We start from the raw sequence: 19,650 nt of genomic DNA, 5'->3' as shown, positions 1-19,650 counted from the left end.
TCATTTCAATGAACAAAACCATTGGTAATGGGCATCCTGCGGTCTTTACCGAATGCCATCTGGGTGACCCTGGGACCAGGAGCAGCTTGTTGTCGTTTGTACTCGTTTCGATCGACCATTTTAAGTACTTTGATCACCAGTGCCAGTTCTTGATCTAAAGACTTGGCAATTTGTGCTGCATCTTTGTGATGGTGTAAATAAGCTTTTAAGATGGCATCCAAAATTTCATATTCAGGCAAAGAGTCAGAATCTTTTTGATCGGGTCTCAGTTCAGCAGAGGGTGGTTTGGTGATGGTGTTTACGGGAATAACCGGACCTGCAGGGTCGATGCTGTTGCGGTATTCACTCAAGGCATATACTTGCAGTTTGAATAAATCCTTGATGGGTGCAAACCCTCCGGCCATGTCACCATACAGTGTGGTGTAACCAACAGCGGTTTCACTTTTGTTACTGGTGCACAATAATATGGCATTGTTGTTATTGGAGAAAGCCATCAACAACACACCTCGAATTCTGGCTTGGATGTTTTCATCGGTTTGGCCTTGAAAATAATCACCATATAATTCATTGAAGACAGGTGCCAGGAAACCATGAAATGAATCGTGCATGGTTTTTATTGGCACCAATTGACTGTTCATACCAAGGGTATCAGCCAACACCTGAGCATCGGCTATGGAATGGTCAGATGAAAATTTAGATGGCATTAAAATGCCAGTAACATTTTCTGCGCCAATGGCATCGGCAGCAATCACCGCAGTTAAGGCAGAATCAATGCCGCCTGACAAGCCCAGTACGGCTTGGCTGAAACCATTTTTTTGAAAATAATCGCGGGTACATGATACCAAGGCATCATAAAGTTCTGCCAGTGGTGGTTCTGTAACGGTGATGAATTTTTGATCTTTGGCAAAATTGACTTGGGTAAACGCCGCTTCAAAGGAAGGTGCTAATGCCATTAATTCACCTTCGGCATCAATGGCGCAACTGGTTCCATCAAATATCAACTCATCCTGGCCACCGACCAGGTTACAATAAACCAAGGGTGTGGCAAACCTCTTGGCCCTTCTTTGTAACATCGCAATTCGACTGTTGATTTTATCAGTGGCATAAGGAGACGCAGAAATATTAATCAATAAGTCCACATTTTCACTGGCTTGGTAAACCACAGGTTCAGCCTCGTACCAAATGTCTTCACAAATGGTGACTCCAATTTTCAGCAGCTGATTTTGAATGGTTATTTCAGCAATGCCGTCATGCTTACCGGCACTGAAATATCTTTTTTCATCAAACACCAAATAATTAGGTAGCTTGTGTTTGTCATAGACCATTTTGATTTCACCGTCTTGGATCAAGGCCGCCGAATTGTGCAGCAATTCCGGTTCATTCGGGTGGTTTCTTGGAAAACCCAGAATGACGGTGATGTTATCTGTGTGGTCAGCAATGAACTTGACTGAGTCCAAACAATCATCTAGAAACTGTTGGTGAAATAACAAATCTTCAGGTGGATAGCCACACACCACCAACTCTGTAAAAACCAAGATATCGATGTGTTCATTGCGTGCTTCTTGAATGGCATCTAAAATTAATTGTTGGTTGCCAGCCAGGTCACCGACTTTGACGTTGAGTTGAGCCATGGCAATGTTGATATTGGGTTTTTTCATGAGAGTTTTTGATTTTGTTTTATTCATCGGTTGGGTTAAACCACCAATAAACTGTAATCCATTGCTTTGACTGAATGGGTGAGGGCGCCAATTGATACATAATCAACACCCGTTAATGAAATACCTTCTATGGTTTTTAATGAGACATTGCCAGAAGCTTCTAAATCAATTTTATCAGCGGTGATTTTAACTGCTTCAGCCATGGTTTCATTGTCCATGTTATCCAACATGATTCTATCAACTGGGCAGGTCAAGGCTTCGCGCAATTCAGTTAAGTTGGTGACTTCTACTTCGATCGGTCTTTGGTGATTGTCATACTTCAATAATTTATCAACAGCCTGAGTGATGCCACCTGCTGCTTTGATGTGGTTCTCTTTCAACATTGCCATGTCATACAAACCATGTCGGTGGTTCACTCCGCCACCCAAAGTCACGGCCCATTTATCCAGCACACGTAGGTTGGGCGCAGTTTTTCGGGTGTCTAAAATACGACACTTTCCTTTTGCCAGTTGGACGAATCGATTGGTCAGTGTTGCGATTCCACTCATTCGTTGTAGCAGGTTCAAAGCCACCCTTTCAGCACCCAACACAGACAACACAGGTCCGTGTATTCTGGCGATGACATCACGGTCAAGGCATCGATCGCCGTCGTTAAACAACAGTTCCACTTTTACCGATGAATCAAACAATAGGAAGGTTTCCTTAAAAACTTGCAGGCCAGCGATGACACCGTCTTGTTTGGCTATGAGTTTGGCTTCGCAATCTTGTTCTGCTGGGAATATGGCTTCGCTGGTTAAATCACCCGTTTGGATGTCTTCTAACAATGCACTGGCTATGATGTGTCGATAATTTACTGGGTTCATAAGTTTTTCTGTCGCAGGCCTGTCTTCAGGCTGTTAAAATGCCGATCATTGATTTAATAATATGACATTATCTTTGACCACAGAATGAAGCACAAGAGCACGCACAAAAAATACATGAAAAAAGCACTGAAGTTAGCAGCCAAGGGCGTGTTCACTACAGGAGCGAATCCACGGGTCGGTTGTGTTATTGTTAAAAATGATCAAATCATCGCTCAGGGTTACCACAAAAGAGTGGGTGGCAAACACGCTGAGGTCAATGCTTTGTCAAGAATCAAAGGCAACGATGCTGAAGGTTCTACCGTATACGTTACCCTGGAACCTTGCAGTCATTATGGTAAAAATCCACCCTGTGCTGAAGCCTTGGTAAAAGCCAAGGTCAAAACAGTGGTGGTTTGTAATGACGACCCCAATCCATTGGTCGCAGGGAAAGGCTATCATTTGTTAAAGCAAGCGGGCATCAAAGTCATTACAGGCGTACTGAGTAAACAAGGGATTGACCTCAATCGTGGTTTTTTCCATCGGATGAAAACCGATTTACCATGGGTGCGTTGTAAAATGGCCCAATCTTTAGATGGTCGGACTGCCATGTCCAGTGGAGAGAGTTATTGGATCACTGGGGATAAATCTCGGGCTGATGTACAATTTTGGCGTGGCCGCAGTGGTGCCATCATCACAGGCATCGATACCGTTTTGCTGGATGACTGTCGAATGTCAGTCAGACCTGAATCATTTTCAAAAAGCAACAGAAAAATACCTCATGATTTTGATAAAAAACAGCCATTAAAAGTGATTGTAGACAGTCATTTGAGGATTCCATTGAATGCAAAAATTTTGCATAAGCCCAACCAAGTACTGATGGTTAGCACTGTAGATAACAATGACAAAGCCAAAAAGCTCAAGTCGTTAGGTGTTCAAATCAAAGTCATGAAAGGCAAGTCAGGATCGGTTGATTTAGCCCAACTCATTGCCTACCTGGGTAAACAGCAAATCAATCAAGTTTTGGTTGAATCAGGAGCCACCTTGGCTGGGGGCTTATTGAATGAAGGATTGATTGATGAACTGTTGGTTTACACTGCACCAGTGATTATGGGTTCATCAGCAAGACCATTGTTAAAAATAAATATTGAAGAAATGTCACAACGGCTCCATATAAAGCCCATCTCTTTAAAAACCATAGGCAAAGATTGGCGACTGCGGGCGCTGATCATTAAATAGTTATGTTCACAGGTATCATTCAATCCATCGGCAAGGTCATTGAAAAGAAAGCGCTTTCCGGTGATTTGCGGTTCACCATTAAAACCCATTTCAATGCCCCAGAAAAAATTCAACTGGGTGATTCTATTGCCATGGATGGGGTTTGTTTAACGGTAACCCGAATCAACTCAGACCAAGTCGAAGTGGATGTTTCGATTGAAACAGTCAACAAGACAACGGTGGCACAGTGGCAGGTGGGCAGTCAACTCAATTTAGAGCCAGCGATGACCTTACAAGATCAACTGGGTGGACATCTGGTATCTGGGCATGTTGATGCCATAGGACATTGTTTAAGTCGTGTCGACAGTGGCAGGTCTGAAATTTTTGAGTTTGAAATTCCGCATGATCTGTGTCGATTTGTGGTGACCAAGGGATCGATCACAATCAATGGAGTTAGTTTGACGGTCAATACCATCGATGACAATAAATTGACTGTTAATTTGGTTCCACATACCATGGAACACACCAATTTAGGCCAGTTAATGCCCAATCAAGCCGTCAATATAGAAGTCGACACCATTGCTCGTTACGTTGAGAAAATGCTGAGACCTCATTTGAACCAATAACCTGAGAAAAACATGAGTTTAGAATTAAACAGCACTGAGGAACTGATCGCCGATATCAAAGATGGCAAAATGGTCATCTTAATGGATGATGAAGATCGAGAAAATGAAGGTGATTTGGTGATTGCTGCCAATGCGGTCACCCCTGAAGTGGTTAATTTTATGGCCAAATACGCCAGGGGATTGTTGTGTTTAACTTTGATGCCTGAACAGTGTAAAAGGTTGGAGTTACCATTGATGGTGGACAACAATACCGCACAGCTGGCAACAAACTTCACCGTATCTATCGATGCAGCTGAAGGCATTACCACCGGAATCTCTGCTTATGACAGGTACAAAACAGTGATTGATGCGGTACAGGTCAATGCCAAACCTGCCGACATTGTGGTACCAGGACACATTTTTCCATTGATGGCCCAGCAAGGCGGTGTGTTGGCAAGGGCTGGACACACAGAAGCAGGATGTGACATTGCTAAGTTGTCTGGAAGAACACCAGCAGCATTGATCGTTGAGATCATGAACGATGATGGTAGCATGGCGCGACGCGAAGACTTGATCAAGTTTTCACAAAAACATGATTTAAAGATTGGTACCATTGCGGATCTGATCGAATATCGCATGATGAATGAAACCACTGTTTCGGTTGAAGATGAATTTGTTTATGCCACCCAATGGGGTGAGTTTAAAGTTAAAAAGTTCAAAGATCGAATCACTGAAACTGAACATTTGGCATTCTTTAAGGGTGAACTCAACGCTGAGAAAGCGGTTCCTGTTAGGGTTCAGTATGGTCATTTTTTCAGAGAGCTTCGGGGGTTAGAATCCAATGATGATTATTGGACGGCACAAAGGGCGATGAAAACCATTGCTGACAATGGCAGTGGTGTGATGGTGGTGCTTAACTCGAACGAATCAGTACCCATTGAAATTGATGAAATAGGGGCCCGCAAAAGTAAGGACAATTATGCCTATCAAAATGTAGGCATAGGTTCTCAAATATTAAAAAACCTGGGTGTAGGTAAAATGAAATTAATGAGTCCGGAAATTCGTTTTCCAGCCTTGTCTGGATTTGGTTTGGAAATCACCGAATTTATTTCCTACAACAAATAATACTTTAGGAAACAACATGAAAATAGCTATCATAACAGCCCCTTTTTATCGCCACATCAGTGATGGTTTATTTGAAGGTGCCACCAACTACCTGAACCGTGAAAATGTCGAATACGAAAGGTTTGACGTACCTGGTGCCTTAGAGGTTCCATTGGCCTGTCAGTACATTGCAAAAACAGAAAGGTTTGATGGGATTGTGGCTTTGGGTGCTGTGATCAGAGGCGAAACGGCGCATTTTGATCATGTTTGTGAACAAAGTGCTCGTGGCATCATGAATGTGTCATTGGAAAATAACATGCCTATTGGTAATGGCATCATTACCGTAGAAGATGAAAAACAAGCCTTGGCTCGTTCCAGTGTGGATGAAAGCTTGGGCAAAGAAAACAAAGGCAAAGAAGCGGCACAAGCCACTGTGGCTTTACTGCGCATGCAGCATGAACTCAATAGACAATGAAGGCATCTGACAGTACACGATTTATCACCCAAGCCAAATTACCCACGGCTTTTGGTGAGTTTGTTATTCATGTGTTTGAACACCATGGACAAGAGCATTTGGTGTTGACCCAAGGTGATTTTATTGGTGGTGAACCCATACTTACGCGGGTCCATTCAGAGTGTTTAACCGGTGATGGTTTGTTCAGTTTAAGGTGTGATTGTGGCCCTCAATTGGCTTATGCAATGGAGCAAATCGCGCATGAAGGTGTGGGTATGGTTGTTTATTTACGTCAAGAAGGGCGTGGCATTGGGTTGACTGAAAAAATAAAAGCCTATCAATTACAAGACCAGGGACTAGATACATTCGATGCGAATGTTCAATTGGGACATTTGCCTGATGGTCGCAGTTATGACATGTTGGCTGATGTTTTTAAGCATTTGAACGTATCTAAGGTTAAGTTAATGACCAACAATCCAGATAAAATTCGATCCATCGAGTCGCAAGGTGTTCAAGTGGTCGATCGATTGCCCATCAAAGTGGGACACAACACCCACAACAAAGCCTACTTAAAAACCAAAAAGGATCGCTTCTTGCATTTAGATTGATTGGTTAAGCCAGCTTTATTCTCTGTTTACCCCATTGAATTCGCACATACAATAATGTTGTAATTAAATTAACAATTGTTTATCATAACTGTGTGTGTGAATAAATTATTTTAACTTGGTTAAAAAAACGGGGGATTCATGCCAACAATTTCAAGACTTCTGGCCTTCATGGCTATATTCATGTTAACAGGTGCAAGCCATGCACAATTACCTGACAACCCAAATGATTGGGTTTGTTCTACCGCTCACACAGCTGAAATAGAAAGAAAATCTGCAGCCTGGTGTGATGCCAATAAACCCAATTTGACTGATTTAAACTGGCGACTCAATGTGGGTTTTGTGCTTGAACCAGGACAAATGACTGACCTGGATAAAAAAAACGCATTTGACCGCCAATTAAGGAATTTTTTAAGGTCTCGCGTTTATGCCAGTGAGCTTAAATGGGCCAAGGATTTGAATTGGCGAATGACTGGGCCATATGTTGGGGAATTTGGCCAAGGCCAAAGTTACGGAGTTCATCCAGCAGTGAGGGTGTATTACTCTCCTGAAATGGTAGATTGGATGTGTAGTGATAGAAAGTCTGAGCTGGTAAAAGGCGCCATGATCATCAAAGAAATGGCCAGTATTGATCAAAAATTAGGCATTGTAAAAACCGATGATTGTATGCACATTCCAGATGACAAAGATCGGCTTCCTGATTCATGGACCGTGATGTATCGTACTGATGTGACACATGATCAATGGTATTGGGCCAATCCAACCAATACACCGAAAGTAATTGATGCAGTCAATGGAGACGGCAACCCGCCCATAATAGATAAATCAGCATTCACCTGGGCAAAAAATGTACCCAATAACCCTGTGACTAGAAACCAAGCATGGTACCCAACCGGTTATGCTGGATCAAGTAAAATCAATACAGTGGTGTATCCATATAGCCTGTACGGTGCTGCATGTATCAATTGTCATGCCACCGCAGAAAGTCAACTGACATTTTCATCTTTAGATAATGTGGTCAGTGAGGGCTTGCAATATAAATGGTATCCTGAAAAGCCAGAAAAAAGCACCAAACTTGATTTGAAACAAGGGCTTCATCGGCAGGTAGAAAATTCTTTATCAACTCAATCTAAGACCAAACAAAGCCCATTCTCACAACCGTTGTCGTCCATCAATAAAGCCTTTGTTGATTATTATGGCGAATTGGGTATCAATCAATTTAACCAAGCATGGAACCTGAGGTTACCTGCTGAATCATTTGATCATCATTTGTCTCGTTTAAATGATCTGGATCAGTATTTAACCTCAGACCAATGTATCAATTGTCATGATGCCACATATGCCAATTCAGCTGAAGCCAATATGTTGATTGATAAAGCCAACAGTGACAGTAAAATTAATGTGTCACCTTATGGTGAATGGCGGGTGTCACCAATGGGATTGGCCGGTCGAGACCCCATTTTCTTTTCACAGTTACAAAGTGAAACCAATAACCTGCCAGCGGCCAAAAAATGCATTGAAAATACCTGTTTGCATTGTCATGGTGTCATGGGTCAAAGACAATACGCCATTGATTCTGGACCATCGGATGAATGTAAAAGTATCTTTGCCGTTGCACCACCTGAAGGGGTGCCTTTTGGTAAGCCATTTGCTAAATCCACAGTCACTCGATGGCAAGACAATTTACCCAATAACCACGATGCACAATATGGCGCTTTAGCCAGAGATGGTATTTCTTGTATGGTTTGTCACCAAATCAACAACAACGGTTTGGGTACCGAAGCTGGGTATACAGGAAATTTTGTGACCAATGAACCAGGCACAGTTGTCGGTCCCTATGATTCTGCAGAAGTCATTCAAAAGCCCATGCAAAATGCTTTGGGAATCACCCCTGAATTTGGTCAACAGATTCAAAATTCTGATATCTGTGGGTCTTGTCATAATATATTGCTGCCTACCTACAATAATGATGGTACAGCACATTATTACACCGCACCTGATGGTCAAAAAGTCAATGCCACCTATGAACAAACCACACATTTAGAGTGGGTTAATTCAGATTTTTCGAAAAAGCAAGACTTCCAAAGTTGTCAGGACTGTCATATGCCAACTGAGTTCAAAGTAGGCGACACACACAATGATTTAAAAGGCATGAAAATTGCCAACATAGAAAGCAATGATTTTGCTCCAACCACCCATCGTTTACCAGACAAAGACATTACCTTAACCCCGCGGGATGAGTTTGCCAGGCATTCTTTACATGGTCTGAATGTGTTTATCAATGAGATGTTTCAACAATTCCCAATGATTCTTGGCTTGCGCCAAATGGATTACATGGTCAATTCAAATGTGCAACCAGCGTTAATCACTGGGCGTGATTCGATGATTGAAATGGCTGAAAAGCAAACTGCTGCAGTGAACATTGAACAAATCAAGCCCGTTAACAAAGACACACTGACAGTTGACGTTGAAGTTAAAAATCTAACAGGACATTTTTTACCATCAGGCGTTGGATTTCGTAGGGTATTTATAGAAACCATTGTTTATGACCAAGATGATCAGCCGCTGTGGGCTTCGGGTCGAACCAATGAATTGGGTGTTATTCTTGATGGCTTAACTGATAAACCATTGTTAACAGAGCAGGGTGGAAAAGATAAAAAATTGTATCAGCCTCATTATGAAGTCATTTCAGCGCCTGACCAAGTGCAAATTTACCAGGAAATCATCCAAGATTCAGCAGGACACAACACCACCTCATTCCTCAGAAGAGTCGCAGACAAGAAAGACAACAGAATCAGAGGTAAAGGTTTTGATCCTCAATTCTTTTTGGACAATCAATCTCCATACATTCAAATGTTGGGCGTGTTGATTGGCAATGCGGCCAATGATGCTGATTATTATGATAAAAGCAAAACCGGCAGTGATCACATATCCTATCAAATTAAATTGAGTGAAGCAGAAATGGAAAAAGTCAGTTATGTCACTGTTAATTTATTCAACCAGTCCATTCCACCCGCCTATTTACAAGACCGGTTCAGTGACGCTCACATCGGTCCTGGTGAAAAAGAAGACATTCAACGACTGTTTTACTTAACCAGTCATTTGAATACTGAAACCATCACCACTGAAGGCAAACAACCCATTAAAGATTGGAAGTTTTACCTTACGGGCCATTGCAAGCAGATTGATCAATCTGCATGTCAGTTTTGATTGTTGACTTAAGCGGCAATTGTTGATGATTGCCATTAATTTCTTTTTATTTGGTTTGGTATATCCAGCAATCAAATAACAGGTCGAAAGTCATGGTTAGGCCAAGAACCGTGACTATTGGCCTACGAAACAAGCTGTAATTGATGACCATTAGCCCATACTTTTTTAAAAATATCTGTGTTCAAATAATAGTAGAAGACGATTTGGGACCAGTTGTTTTTTACAAAAACAATTCATTTGTGGTCGGTATAGGCCATTAGTACTGAATGTTAAAAATAATGTAACTATCTAGTTAATCCCTCGTTAATCAAGCAAATAACCTATATTTCAAGAAGTGAGGATTGAATTGTGAAAAAGTTTATCAAGATTGTTGCGCCAATTTCTGTACTGATCATCAGTGTCTTTATCGTACAAGCACTGGCTGCCTCTAAACCTGTTCCTGAAAAGAAAGAACCTACACAGAGACTGATTTCACTTTATGTGGATGAAGTTAAATCCGAAGAGATCACACCAGGCATTAAATCACAAGGAGAAGTGAGACCAAAAACTGAAATTAATTTAACCTCAAGAGTGACCGGCCATGTCGTAAGCATTTCTGATTCTTTTGCTGAAGGTGCTGAATTCAATTCAGAAACCACATTAATTAAAATTGATGACACTGATTATAAGGTGGCAGTGATTAGGGCTGAAGCCAAAGTGGCTTCTGCCGAAGTGGGATTAGAAAGAGAATTGGCCAACGCCAAAATGAAAAAAGACACTTGGTTGCAAAAACGTGGTGATGTAACGCCATCTGCATTTGCCCTTAATAAACCTCAGGTTCTGGAAGCTGAAGCCAATTTAAGGGCTGCGAAAGCAGATTTGAAAGAAGCCAAATTGAATGTCACAAGAACTGAAATCAAAGTTCCATTCAACGGCAGGGTTGTCAGCAAATTGGTTGGCCTGGGTCAATACATAACTGCGGGCACTCAATTGGGTAAAGTATTTTCGGTTGATTCCGTTGAAGTGCGGTTGCCCTTGACTGATTTACAGTTGACCGAACTGGATTTGCCCATGGGTTATATGGCTGAACCTGGTAAAGGTCCTGTGGTTAATTTTTCTACCAGCATGGGGAGATCACAACATCAATGGCAAGGAAGGGTCATCAGAACCAATGCATCTGTAGATCAACAAACTCGATTGATTTATGTCACTGCTGAAGTCATTGACCCTTATGGTAAAGGAGCGGATTTTGGAGTTCCATTGGCAGTGGGTATGTTTGTCACTGCAGAAATACAAGGGGTTGAGTCAAAACAAGTTTTGGTTATTCCGAGAGATGCATTGAGGAATGCCGATAAAGTTTATGTGGTAGACAGCAACAACAAGCTGGACATCAGATCAGTTGAAGTGATTTCAACTTCAGAAGAGCAGGTGCTGCTGAGTGCCGGTGTCAGTGTTGGTGAAAAAGTGGCTATCTCAACAGTGCCCAATGCTTCACACGGTATGTTGGTGCAACCCATCAGCAAAGATGTGATCAATGCCGATTTAGTTTCTCAGCTTTAACTTCATAACAAACAGGTGAAATGATGAATAAATTAATTGCTTGGTGGGCAAATAATTCAGTGGCAGCCAACTTGGTTATGATTGGTATTTTTGTGGCTGGTTTTATTGGCTTTAACTCTTTAGAACGTGAAATGGACCCACAAGTCAGGTTCCCAGGGCTGCAAATCAATGTAGGGTGGCCGGGTGCATCTCCACAAGATGTAGAAGAACAATTGGTCGCACGCATCGAAGAGTCTGTCAGTGATATGGATGCGATTGAATGGGTGCGATCATCTTCCAGAGAGGGTGTCGGCCAAGTGTATATATTGGCTGAACAACAAGTCGACTTTAATCAATTTATGAATGATGTGAAAATTCGTGTTGATTCAATTTCCACCTTCCCATCAGACATGGAACAACCCATCGTTCAACAATGGGTTAATCGCGATGAATTCATCCGCATAGCCGTGCATGGCGACTTGTCAGAAAGAGACTTAAAACGATTGGCTGAAAAATTACGTCGTGAAGTGGCTCAATTACCTGCCATCACAGTGGTGCAATTATTTGGGACACGAGAAGAAGAAATTTCCATAGAGGTTGGTGAAGATGCATTGAAACGATATGGCATAACATTTTCCGAAGTCGCCGCTGCCATCAGAAATTCCTCCATGAACCAATCATCCGGCACAGTCAGGACCGAAGTCGGAACCTATCAACTTAAAGTCAGAAGCCAAGCAGACACCGAATCAGAATTTGCTGCGATTATTGTTAAAGAGACGGCAGATGGCGGGGTGATCCGAGTGGGTGATGTGGCGACTGTAATAGATGGTTTCGAAGACAACCCAATTTTAGCGACCCTTAACGGTGAACCCGGTGTTTTGATTCAAGTGATGACCACTGAGATCATGGACATCGTTAAAGCATCAGATTCCGTCAGAAAATGGATTGGTGAAAAACAAGGAACCTTGCCCAATGGAGCCAAGTTGACCTTGTGGAATGACCAAGCAGAAGATTTCAAAGGTCGGATGCAAACCATTGGTAGTTCGGCCATGCTGGGCTTGTTGTTGGTGTTGATTGTCTTGATGCTGACCTTGCGGCCTAAAGTGGCCTTTTGGGTGGCTGTGGGGATTGGTACGGCCTATGCAGGGGCTTTTGTCTTCTTGCCAACGGTGGGTGTTTCTCTGAACATGCTGTCTACCTTTGCCTTTTTACTGGTGCTAGGGATTGTGGTAGATGATGCCATTGTAGTCGGTGAGGGCATTCACAGTGAATCTAATCGATTAGGTGGCGGCACCAAATCGGCCATTTCAGGTGCTCAGTTGGTGGCAAAACCTGTTATATTTGGTGTCCTAACCACCATCATGGCATTCATGCCGTGGTTGTTTTTAGGTGGCTCTACCAGTGAGTTCACCCGTCACATCACATGGGTAGTGATTCTGGCATTGGCGTTTTCCTTGATTGAATCACTGTTGATTTTGCCATCGCACCTGTCCAACATGAAACCACGCAAAGATCAGAATCGTTTTGGACGCATGCAAAAAGCCATTTCGCAAAGCATCATTAATTTTGCTCATAAACATTACCGTAAAATTGGCCAGTTTTCATTGAATCATCGGTATTTAACCACCAGCGTCTTTATTGGCATCTTGATTATTGGCTTCGGTATGTTCAACAACGGCCTGGTTAAGAAAAGCTTTATGCCAGACATCGAATCTGATGAAATCATTGTTAATGTGGTTTTACCTGAAGGTGCGCCATACAGTCGTGCTTTGGAAATTTTGGCGCAATTACAAAACGCCGAAAAAGCCCTTGAAGAAGAAATCAATGAAAAAACCGATGGTCAGGGTGGTTTGATTGAGAATTGGTATACCCGTTCTCGCAGAGACAGCGTGATTGCCATTGTAAAATTGACTCCGCCAGAAGACCGTCCATTGGCAGTACAAAACATGTCAGCCAAAGACGCTTCGGTGCGCTTACGCGAACTGATGGGCGATGTCCCAGATGCCAAAGAAGTCTCTGTCCAGTACACCCAAGGCAACAACGATCCGGGATATGAGTTATCCATTCGTCACCCAGATCTGGATGTGCTCAGAGCTGCCACCAATGAATTAGAAGAACAATTGCGAACGTATGAAAACCTTTATGACGTGCGCAATAACTTAGAAGGTGCTTCTGAAGAAATCAGGCTAACCCTTAAGCCAGGTTCCACGAAACTGGGTTTGACCTTGGCTGATATCAACCGCCAAGTCAGACAAGCTTATTTTGGTGAAGAAGTTCAAAGGGTACCCAGAAACGGTCAAGATGTGCGGGTTAAAGTTCGCTATCCGGTTGAATCAAGAAGGTCGATTGAAAGTTTAAATAATTTCTATGTCAGAACTGCTGATGGTCGTGAGTTGCCTTTGTTGGCAGTGGCAGATCTTGAGTACGCCCCTGGCATCAAAAGCATTCAAAGGTGGAATGGCAACCGAGCGGCGCGCATCAGTGCAGACTTGAAAGAAGATGTTCGAGATGATATCAACAAAGATTTGGATGAAAATTTTTACCCAACGTGGGAAGCCAAATACCCTGGCATCATCCGCGGTTCAGTTGGGCAAGCTGAAGGTGAAGCGAGGTTCTTAAAAGAAGTGATGGGGCTGTATTTGATGGCTTTCTTTGCCATGTACACCTTGTTGGCCGTTGCCTTTAAGAGTTATTCACAACCTCTATTGATCTTGATTGCCATTCCATTCGCCTTTGTTGGCGCTGTGGTTGGACATGCTGCTATGGATATGACCATGGCAATTTTCAGTTATTTCGGCATTGCTGCTGCCGCTGGCGTGGTAGTCAATGACAACTTGGTATTGATGGACTATTGCAATAAGTTACGTGAAAAGGGCATGGCGGCCAAAGAAGCCATTGTTGAGGCTGGTGTGGCAAGGTTCAGGCCCATTTTGTTGACTTCGGTGACCACCATCGTTGGCCTGGTTCCAATGATGATGGAACGTTCAATTCAAGCGGCGTTCTTACAACCCATTGTAGTGTCATTGGCCTTTGGGGTATTTATGGCATTCTTTGTTACTTTGTTGATGGTGCCTTCCTTGTATGGCATTGGTTTGGACATCAAAGAAGGAGCCAGAAAGTTATTCAAAAGGAATAAGGCAACTTCCGGTGAAAGTGAGAATGAAAGAGTCTCTGTGGTCAGTTAATTGAAAAATTCACTGAGTATCAAAAAGCCGATAAGTCATATCTGACTTATCGGTTTTTGGTTGGATTGAAGTTTATTATTTCAAGTTATCAGCAACAAAGTCCCAATTGACGATGTTCCAGAAGTTTTTAACATAAGCACCTCGGTCATTTCTGGTGTCTACATAATAGGCATGTTCCCATACATCGCAGGTTAACAACGGATGATAACCTTCTGTCATTGGGTTGCCAGCATTGAAGGTGTTTACAATTTCTAAATCACCGGCTTTATTTTGTACCAGCCAAACCCAGCCAGAACCGAATGTACTGGCGGCTTTTTGATTGAACTGCTCAACAAAAGTTGCAAAGTCACCAAACGCGGCATTTATTTTGTCTGCCAATACTCCAGTGGGTTCACCTCCACCTTGTGGTGAAAAACCGTTGAAATAAAAACTGTGATTCCAAATTTGTGCGGCGTTATTGAAAATACCACCTTCTGAATTCAACACAATGTCTTCCAGAGAACTGCCTTCAAATTCAGTGCCTTTGATCATTTTGTTTAAATTATTTACATAAGCATTGTGGTGTTTACCATGATGATATTCCAAAGTTTCTTTAGAAATGTGAGGTTCCAAAGCTGAAATATCGTAAGGTAATTTGGGTAGTTCAAATGACATATAATAACTCCTTAATTTATTAATATTAATGTGATAGCTCAGTATTTAATATGTGGATTTATTGGCAAATTTAAAGTGTTCTCCATAAAATCTAATCTACACATTGGCTCAATATTAACTTCTATTATAGGATTGACGACGTGAAAGAAATGTATTCGGTATTAAGGTTTTGGTTTGAAGAAATTGAAACCAAACAATGGTGGATCAAGGATCCTGAATTTGATCAATTGATTAAAGACCGCTTCCTTGCTGTTTATCAACAAGCGATACAGTGCGAGTTATATTCATGGCGTGCCCTGCCAGAAGGCAGGCTGGCTGAAATCATTGTGCTGGATCAATTTTCAAGAAATATGTTCAGAGATGACAAGGCTGCTTTTGCTTATGATTCCTTGGCATTGGCATTGACCCAGTCGGCCATTGACGTGGGTGCTGATCAAGCTTTTATGGATGAGCCCAAAAAACTGGCATTCCTTTATATGCCATTGATGCACAGTGAATCTCCAGTGGTTCATCAATTGGCTGTGGAGATGTTTGCTAAACCAGGATTGGAATCAAACCTTGAATTTGAACACAAGCACAAAAGTATCATTGACCAATTTGGCAGGTACCCTCATAGAAATCAAGTATTGGGCAGGCAGTCGAGCGAAGCAGAGTTGGCATTTTTGCAACAACCAGGCTCCTCGTTTTGAAAAAAAGCTGCATTCGGTTGACAATTTTTGTGACCCTTGGCTGAATCAGTCTGGATACCTGATGAGTGATGATAACAATGGTTGCAGAGTGATGTTTAACTGAGTATCACCAGTGGTTTGGTGGATTTTTATGCAAACTGACCGCAAATACGCGTATAATTTCGGCTCGTTTTTAAACCGTCTAATTTTATGACTGAATATCGCATTGAGAAAGACAGCATGGGTGAGTTGAAAGTCCCAGCTGATGCTTTATATGGCGCACAAACGCAAAGAGCCATTAATAACTTCCCGATCAGTGATTTAACCATGCCGAGAGAATTTATAAAGGCATTGGGGTTAATTAAAGCAGCCGCCGCTGAAGCCAACTTGTCATTGGGACATATGGATCAAGCTGTCAGCGAAGCCGTGATTAAAGCAGCTGACACGGTACAATCAGGTGAGGTCGATCATCATTTTCCGATTGATGTATTTCAAACGGGTTCTGGAACCAGTTCTAACATGAACTGTAACGAAGTCATTTCTCACATTGCCAGTACGGAACAATTGTTTATCCACCCCAATGACCATGTCAATATGGGGCAAAGCTCTAATGATGTGATACCTACAGCAATAGCCGTCAGCTGTACATTAACCGTACAACAAGCATTGATTCCGGCATTAAAAGATTTTGTTACTGTTTGTCAAAATAAAGCCTCTGAACTAAACCAAGTGGTTAAAACAGGCCGAACTCATTTGATGGATGCCATGCCAGTTACATTTGGTCAGGAGTTGAATACTTGGGCCAGTATTATGGAAACCAATATTGCACGGTTGAATGACACCCTCGGACGTGTTTCGCAGTTACCCCAAGGAGGGACTGCTGTGGGTACGGGAATCAATGCTGATCCTCAATTTGGTTCGCTTTTTGCTGAAAAATTATCGAGTAAAACTGGAGTCAATTTCAGCTCGATGAACAACAAATTTGATGGAATCAGCGCACAAGACAATATTGTAGAGCTTTCAGGACAATTGAAAGTCATTGCATCAACATTCATGAAAGTGGCCAATGATTTGCGCTGGATGAATTCTGGTCCATTGGCTGGAATTGGTGAAATTGAACTGCCTTCTTTGCAGCCTGGTAGCAGTATCATGCCCGGTAAAGTAAACCCAGTCATACCAGAAGCCGTTGCCATGGTATGCGCGCAGGTTATGGGCAATGATGTTACGGTTTCTATTGCCGGTCAATCGGGAAATTTTCAACTTAACGTTATGTTACCGGTGATTGCTTATAATGTTTTGCAAAGTATTCATATACTGTCTACCAGCAGTCGCCAGTTGGCACACAAAGCCATCAAAGACTTCAAGGTAAATCATGAGGCAGTGAGTGAAAATGTAGGTAAAAATCCTATTTTAGTGACCGCATTGAATGCAGTTATTGGGTATGACTTAGGCGCTAAGATAGCGAAACAAGCCTACAAAGAAAAAAGATCAGTTTTAGATGTGACTTTAGAAAACACCGATTTATCGGAAGCAGAAATTAAGGCCATCTTAGACCCCATAAAATTGACCACAGGTGGTATTGAGGAAAAACAATGAAAAAATTAATAACAATTACGATGTTGGTGCTGAGCACCATTTGCTTAGCAGAATTGCCTTCTTGGGGTATGACTGAGAATCAATATAAATTGCCTAATTTCAGTTCTAAAATGAATGAAATTGGAGCCCAAGCAACCAAGAACAATTGGTTGCTAAAAATAACAGCACCTAAGGATTGGCACAAAACCATAAGAATGGGATTAACTGATGCGGGTTCGCGTGATGTACAAGTTAATTTCAAGGATTCGTTGTACCAAAGCATCGCTATATCAGCGGTTAAGGGCATTAAAGTGGCCAATGTTTCATCTTCAGGTACTGCGGCGACGGTTCAAAAACAAGTGATCATCGATAAACCTGATATGGATTTTAATGTTGAAGCACCAGCCTTTGAAAAGCTTGACATTAAAAGCAATCATGATGAATTACTGGAAAGCATCACCAACATGGAAATTGCTGTACCAAATCCTACTGCTGAATCACCACAAGCGTCCGAACAAGCAGCCAATCAAGCGGTTGTAGTTAAGCCTGTGGAAGCAACGCCGGTTAAAGAGGTTGTGGTTGCCGCGACTGATGTTCAATCTCAAAATAGACCATCAGCCACCGTCAATGCAGACGAAGCAACCATTGAAGAGAGCAAAGAAAGTCTCCGCAAGAAGCATGCCAGAACCAAACGGGTTAATAAAATCATTAACTACAGCAACATCAACAGTAAAGATGAATTGTTTATTCAAGACCAGGTGGTTTTAGTGAAACGTTTTATCAACCAAGGTGTGGTGTTGTTTTTCTGGATGAAAGAATCTTATGACCCTACCGTGCATAAGTTGGTTGAGAAGGGCAGTGGAAAATACCAGAAAGACCCCGATGCGATAGCAGGTGATACGCCGTCAAGCGAAACCGAACAAGAGGACGCTGAAGAGACGGTGGTTGTGCCGACAACCTTAGATTTTATTGCTGTGGATACCGAAATTGAAGATCAAGATGAGTTACGTAAAAACCATGCCAGAAACAAAGGTGTTGAAGTTAACATTGCAGCCAGCCAATTGAAAGAAGATGATGTTTTGTATGTATTGAACAAGACCGTTTTGGTTGAAAGGCCCATTACTTCATCACAAAGTGCCTATTTTTGGTTGGTGGGTGATACCACCATTACCCGTGAAGTTGAACGCAAAGATGACAATAGATTCATCATTCGTTAGTGGTTTATAGATATTCCCACATAAAATTAATCAGGTTGGCTGGGCTCATCATTTGGCTCAGCCTCAGTATTCCAGTTTTTTTACAGTTTGAAACTTTAAACAAAACTTTCAATCAAACGTTTAATATTTACTTGGCAGCTCATTTAGGGTTTGGCTTGGTATTTTGGTTTGTCACCAGCAAAATGGGCCAATTGAGCTTCAAATTAAAAGCCTGGTTGTCAATCACTTTATTGGTCTTCTTTGTTTTGGTGATCAATTACATCACTGACAGTGCCACTGGCATATTCTATGCACTGATTATTTCTGTGTTGTTGGCTTGGTTGTTTCCAGTTAAACACAGTTTGTTTATTCTATTGATTTACAACTTATTGATCGGCGTTCAATTCAATTACCTGGGCAGTGAATTTGTAAGTAAAACATCACAGTACGTGTTGTTTTTTATCTATTTAGGGGTGTCGGTTTTTTCATTCATCATATCTTTGGTTGCATACAGACAGCAAAATGCCAAAGAAGAATTAAGGATGCTCAACACCGAATTAAAAGCCACCCAAGTGTTGTTGGCTGACAGCTCAAGAATCAATGAAAGGCTGAGAATTTCAAGAGAATTACATGATTTAATTGGTCACCATTTAACTGCACTGACACTCAATTTAGAAGCCGCTTCACACATGACTGAAGGCAAACCACAAAGTTATGTTAAAAAAGCGCATTCAATTGCCAGGTTGTTGCTGTCAGATGTACGTGAAGTGGTTGGAAAATTCAGGCAGTCAGGCACCTTGGATTTGGGATTGGCGGTAACGGAATTGCTAGAAGGCTTGCCGGGTTTAAAAGTAGAAAAACACATTCCAGAAGAGTTTTTGGTTGAAGACCCTAAATTGGCACAGACCATTTTGAGGTGTGCACAAGAATTGATTACCAATACCATGAAACATGCCCAAGCAACCATCATCCATGTTTCATTAAACCGCACAGCCACATCGGTGACCTTGGTGGTTCAAGATAATGGCATTGGATTAGGACATGCTAAGGCTGGCAATGGCATGACAGGGATGGCGGAACGTGTTAAATTACTCGATGGCACTTATCAATGCGAATCAAACAAAGGTTTGAAGTCAATTTTGACTTTTCCAATTTAATTAG

At 42.0% G+C, this 19,650-nt stretch carries 15 protein-coding genes; 12 read left to right on the top strand and 3 right to left on the bottom strand.

Translation table 11 applies throughout. The annotated features are described in order from the left end of the window. Positions 1-5: 5 nt before the first annotated feature. Both CCS90_RS07125 and nadC read right to left on the bottom strand, forming a co-directional pair. Positions 6-1,658 (bottom strand): NAD+ synthase, encoded by a 1,653-nt coding sequence (locus CCS90_RS07125; protein WP_099019440.1) that lies wholly within the window; start codon positions 1,656-1,658, stop codon positions 6-8. Positions 1,659-1,693: 35 nt separating this feature from the next. Then, complete coding sequence (nadC, locus tag CCS90_RS07120; protein WP_099018865.1) at positions 1,694-2,521, bottom strand: carboxylating nicotinate-nucleotide diphosphorylase; 828 nt, start codon at positions 2,519-2,521, stop codon at positions 1,694-1,696. Positions 2,522-2,605: 84 nt separating this feature from the next. Here nadC and ribD point away from each other — a divergent pair, with 84 nt between their 5' ends. From ribD to CCS90_RS07080, 8 genes are all read left to right on the top strand, one after another. Next, positions 2,606-3,736, top strand: a complete 1,131-nt coding sequence (gene ribD, locus CCS90_RS07115; RefSeq protein WP_099018864.1) for a bifunctional diaminohydroxyphosphoribosylaminopyrimidine deaminase/5-amino-6-(5-phosphoribosylamino)uracil reductase RibD — start codon at positions 2,606-2,608, stop codon at positions 3,734-3,736. Positions 3,737-3,738: 2 nt separating this feature from the next. Beyond that, a complete protein-coding gene (locus CCS90_RS07110; RefSeq protein ID WP_099018863.1) occupies positions 3,739-4,341 on the top strand; it encodes a riboflavin synthase in 603 nt (200 codons plus the stop codon). Between the two features lie 12 nt (positions 4,342-4,353). Continuing rightward, positions 4,354-5,445 (top strand): 3,4-dihydroxy-2-butanone-4-phosphate synthase, encoded by a 1,092-nt coding sequence (gene ribB / locus CCS90_RS07105; RefSeq protein WP_099018862.1) that lies wholly within the window; start codon positions 4,354-4,356, stop codon positions 5,443-5,445. Positions 5,446-5,461: 16 nt separating this feature from the next. Next, complete coding sequence (gene ribH, locus CCS90_RS07100; RefSeq protein ID WP_099018861.1) at positions 5,462-5,899, top strand: 6,7-dimethyl-8-ribityllumazine synthase; 438 nt, start codon at positions 5,462-5,464, stop codon at positions 5,897-5,899. Continuing rightward, positions 5,896-6,486, top strand: coding sequence for a GTP cyclohydrolase II (gene ribA, locus CCS90_RS07095; RefSeq protein ID WP_099018860.1), 591 nt, complete (start codon positions 5,896-5,898; stop codon positions 6,484-6,486). The genes ribH and ribA overlap by 4 nt, the downstream gene beginning before the upstream one ends. Positions 6,487-6,654: 168 nt before the next feature. Next, complete coding sequence (locus CCS90_RS07090) at positions 6,655-9,693, top strand: hypothetical protein (RefSeq protein WP_218961653.1); 3,039 nt, start codon at positions 6,655-6,657, stop codon at positions 9,691-9,693. Between the two features lie 348 nt (positions 9,694-10,041). Then, positions 10,042-11,232 carry an efflux RND transporter periplasmic adaptor subunit gene (locus CCS90_RS07085; RefSeq protein ID WP_211337070.1) on the top strand — a complete coding sequence of 397 codons (1,191 nt, stop codon included), beginning with the start codon at positions 10,042-10,044 and terminating at the stop codon, positions 11,230-11,232. 23 nt (positions 11,233-11,255) lie between these two features. After that, entirely contained in the window at positions 11,256-14,396 is a 3,141-nt protein-coding gene (locus CCS90_RS07080; protein WP_099018857.1) for an efflux RND transporter permease subunit, read from the top strand. Between the two features lie 75 nt (positions 14,397-14,471). On the opposite strand, the gene CCS90_RS07075 is transcribed toward CCS90_RS07080, so the two are convergent. Next, positions 14,472-15,050, bottom strand: a complete 579-nt coding sequence (locus CCS90_RS07075) for a superoxide dismutase (RefSeq protein ID WP_099018856.1) — start codon at positions 15,048-15,050, stop codon at positions 14,472-14,474. Positions 15,051-15,199: 149 nt separating this feature from the next. On the opposite strand from CCS90_RS07075, the gene CCS90_RS07070 reads away from it, so the two are divergent. The 4 genes from CCS90_RS07070 to CCS90_RS07055 all read left to right on the top strand — a co-directional run bounded on the left by CCS90_RS07070 (position 15,200) and on the right by CCS90_RS07055 (position 19,646). After that, positions 15,200-15,739: a DUF924 family protein gene (locus CCS90_RS07070; RefSeq protein ID WP_099019439.1), complete on the top strand. Its 540-nt coding sequence runs from the start codon at positions 15,200-15,202 to the stop codon at positions 15,737-15,739. 189 nt (positions 15,740-15,928) lie between these two features. Next, positions 15,929-17,314, top strand: coding sequence for a class II fumarate hydratase (locus CCS90_RS07065; RefSeq protein WP_099018855.1), 1,386 nt, complete (start codon positions 15,929-15,931; stop codon positions 17,312-17,314). After that, complete coding sequence (locus CCS90_RS07060) at positions 17,311-18,510, top strand: hypothetical protein (RefSeq protein ID WP_099018854.1); 1,200 nt, start codon at positions 17,311-17,313, stop codon at positions 18,508-18,510. The genes CCS90_RS07065 and CCS90_RS07060 overlap by 4 nt, the downstream gene beginning before the upstream one ends. 182 nt (positions 18,511-18,692) lie before the next feature. Then, a complete protein-coding gene (locus CCS90_RS07055) occupies positions 18,693-19,646 on the top strand; it encodes a sensor histidine kinase (RefSeq protein ID WP_180236511.1) in 954 nt (317 codons plus the stop codon). The last annotated feature ends 4 nt before the right edge of the window (positions 19,647-19,650 follow it).

This window comes from Marinicella litoralis (assembly GCF_002591915.1).
GTDB lineage: Bacteria > Pseudomonadota > Gammaproteobacteria > Xanthomonadales > Marinicellaceae > Marinicella > Marinicella litoralis.
The sequence above is the reverse complement of the archived record's forward strand: the minus strand, read 5'-3'. Positions and strand labels throughout refer to the sequence as shown.